The 2,385-nt window shown below is 68.6% G+C and carries 4 protein-coding genes and 1 pseudogene; 2 read left to right on the top strand and 3 right to left on the bottom strand.

Annotation, left to right across the window (positions count from 1 at the left end):
- Positions 1-171: pseudogene (locus G3N93_RS42555) on the bottom strand (MFS transporter); the annotation flags it as partial.
- A 105-nt stretch (positions 172-276) separates the two neighbouring features.
- Positions 277-978, bottom strand: coding sequence for a flavin reductase family protein (locus G3N93_RS38305; protein WP_206135363.1), 702 nt, complete (start codon positions 976-978; stop codon positions 277-279).
- Positions 979-1,205: 227 nt separating this feature from the next.
- Between G3N93_RS38305 and G3N93_RS38300 the strand changes: the two genes are divergently transcribed.
- On the top strand, positions 1,206-1,532 hold the full coding sequence (locus G3N93_RS38300; RefSeq protein WP_206125038.1) for a thioredoxin family protein: 327 nt from the start codon (positions 1,206-1,208) through the stop codon (positions 1,530-1,532).
- A 10-nt stretch (positions 1,533-1,542) separates the two neighbouring features.
- Positions 1,543-1,962 (top strand): secondary thiamine-phosphate synthase enzyme YjbQ, encoded by a 420-nt coding sequence (locus G3N93_RS38295; RefSeq protein WP_174939513.1) that lies wholly within the window; start codon positions 1,543-1,545, stop codon positions 1,960-1,962.
- Between the two features lie 38 nt (positions 1,963-2,000).
- Here the strand turns inward: G3N93_RS38295 and G3N93_RS38290 are convergent.
- Positions 2,001-2,385: response regulator (locus G3N93_RS38290; RefSeq protein ID WP_206135362.1), on the bottom strand; the 385-nt coding region annotated here is incomplete at its 5' end.

Below are 2,385 nucleotides of genomic sequence, written 5' to 3'. Positions count from 1 at the left end.
GACGCGTGCGCCGAAGGCGGTGCCGATCGGTTCGGTCGCGAGATTGACGATCGCGGTGTCGATCTGCGCGATCAGCACCGCGATGCACAGCGCCGGCAGCACGAGGCGGTGCCGGGCCGGCGTCGCGGGTTCGGCCGCGCCGGCGGACGCATGGCGGATCGTCGGGTTCATCGATGTGCTCCTGTTCGTGCGTCGCGCCGCCGGCTGGCGGCAACGATGCGGTTCATGCGGTATCGAGTCGTTGCCGCAACGTGCGGGCCATCACGCTTCACGCCACTACCGCCCGGCGCCAGCCGGCACACCCGCATCACGCGAGCGCTCGATGTCCGGGCTGCGATATGCGCACTCGGGAATCTCGGCGAGTCGCGACGCGTGCACCTGATGTGGCGTGAGGCCGTAGAACTTCTGGAAACTCATGATCAGCGGCGACCACTTGTCCGGATCGATGCGGTCCGGATGACCGTCCATCAGCAGGTCGGGATGCACGTGCACGCGCTGGATGCGCACTTCGAACACGCGGATGTGGCCGCGTACGTCGGGCGCTTCCTCACCGATTCCATGCGTCGCTGCGACGACCGCTTCCATGTGCACCGGGCATTCGAGCGCACGCGGCGGCGCGACGGTCTGCGAGGCCGCCTCGGTGAGCCCGGCCGTGCCGAACTTGTCGGGTTCGTACACGTAGCCCTTCGCGCGCTTGCCGTCCGGCACCGGGTAGGTGCCCGTCGTGCGCGCGATCCGGTCGACCGCGTGGGCCTGTGCCGACGACGGCAGGTTCAGCACGCACTCGCCGGTGCGCAGCAGGTTGCGGGTGGTCTGCGAACTGGCGGCGATGCCGATCACGCCGCGCCAGCCGAGCCAGAACGCGGACGAGATCGGCGCGAGATTGGCCGTGCCGTCTTCGTTCAGCGTGCTGACCAGCACGACGGGTGTGCCGAAATAGAGGATGTTCGGTTCGGTGACGCAATGCGGAGCGTTCATGGTCGGTGCCTTCGTTGAGGGATCAGTCCGCATGCTGATCCTGTCGCGACGGCGCGGCGCTCCGAATCTTGTCGTGTCATTCCGGAGGGAGCGCGCGGACGGCATGTGCGCCGGGCCGGACCCTCCGGCACCGCGCACGCTTTTCCGCTACAGTAAGAGGTCGCAGGCCGCACCCGCCGCATCGCACGGGCGCGCGGCCCTGTTCCGCCAACGCACACGAGGGCCTGATGGATACCGAGCAACGCTACACCGCCAACGCGCCGACGCGCGCGGAAGTCGACGCACTGAGCGGCCCAACCGTCATCGAATTCGGTGCGAACTGGTGCGGGATCTGCGCGGGCGCGCAGCCGGCGATCGTGGCGTCGTTTTCCGCGCATCCCGCCGTGCGGCACCTGAAGATCGAGGATGGCCCGGGCCGCCCGCTTGGCCGCTCGTTCGGCGTGAAGCTGTGGCCCACCTTGGTGTTCCTGCGCGATGGTGTCGAAGTCGCGCGCGTCGTGCGCCCGGCCGACGCGAAGCAGATCGAAGCCGACGGCTTCGCCGCACTGGCCTGAGGTTATAGCGATGCAACAGGCGATCACGCACATCGGCATCGACACGCGCGGCAGCGGCCTCGTCGAATTCACGTCGCAGGTGCGCGCCTTCGTCGACCAGCAGGCGATCCGCACCGGCCTGCTCACCGTGTTCTGCCGCCATACGTCGGCATCGCTGCTGATCCAGGAGAATGCCGATTCGTCGGTGCAGCGCGACATCGAGCGCTACTTCGCGACGCTCGCCCCCGAGGACGCCACGCGCTACGAGCACGACACCGAAGGCGCCGACGACATGCCGGCGCACCTGCGCACGGCGCTCACGCAGGTGCAATTGTCGATCCCGGTCGAGCAGGGGCGCATGGTGCTCGGCACGTGGCAGGGCATCTATCTGTTCGAGCATCGCCGCGCAGCGCACCGCCGCGATATCGTGCTGCATCTGATCGGCGAGTAAGCGGGCGCACACGGCAACGACATCGCCGGCGCCCCGTCTCAGGCGAGCAGCTTCTCGACGAGCGCGCCGAGTTCGCGCAGGTGGACGGGCTTCGGCAGGAATTCGTCGAACACCTGCTTGTTCTCGCGCAGCGCGGCCGATTCATATGCGCTGACGCCGAGGATCGCCGGATGCCGGCCATCGTCGTCGGGTACCGCGACCGTGCGAATCCGCCGTGCGACCTCGAAGCCGCTCAAGTCCGGCAGCTCGAGATCGAGCACGACGATGTCGTAATGACCCGTACCGAAGCGCGCGACGCCTTCCTGCCCGGTGCCGCACAGATCGGCTTCGATGCCGAGCGCCGACAGCATCGCGCCGAGCGTTTCGCGCGCGTTGTCGTCGTCGTCGACCACCAGCGCGCGCCGGTCGCGGTGCGCGGCCGCG

It is taken from the genome of Burkholderia sp. Se-20378, assembly GCF_017104665.1.
Classification (GTDB): domain Bacteria; phylum Pseudomonadota; class Gammaproteobacteria; order Burkholderiales; family Burkholderiaceae; genus Burkholderia; species Burkholderia lata.
Note: the sequence above shows the minus strand (reverse complement) of the source record. Positions and strands in the feature narration are given on the sequence as shown.

Coding starts and splice junctions, on each gene's coding strand:
- G3N93_RS38305 (WP_206135363.1), bottom strand. CDS start 978: ATGAACGCTCCGCATTGCGTCACCGAACCGAACATCCTCTATTTCGGC.
- G3N93_RS38300 (WP_206125038.1), top strand. CDS start 1,206: ATGGATACCGAGCAACGCTACACCGCCAACGCGCCGACGCGCGCGGAA.
- G3N93_RS38295 (WP_174939513.1), top strand. CDS start 1,543: ATGCAACAGGCGATCACGCACATCGGCATCGACACGCGCGGCAGCGGC.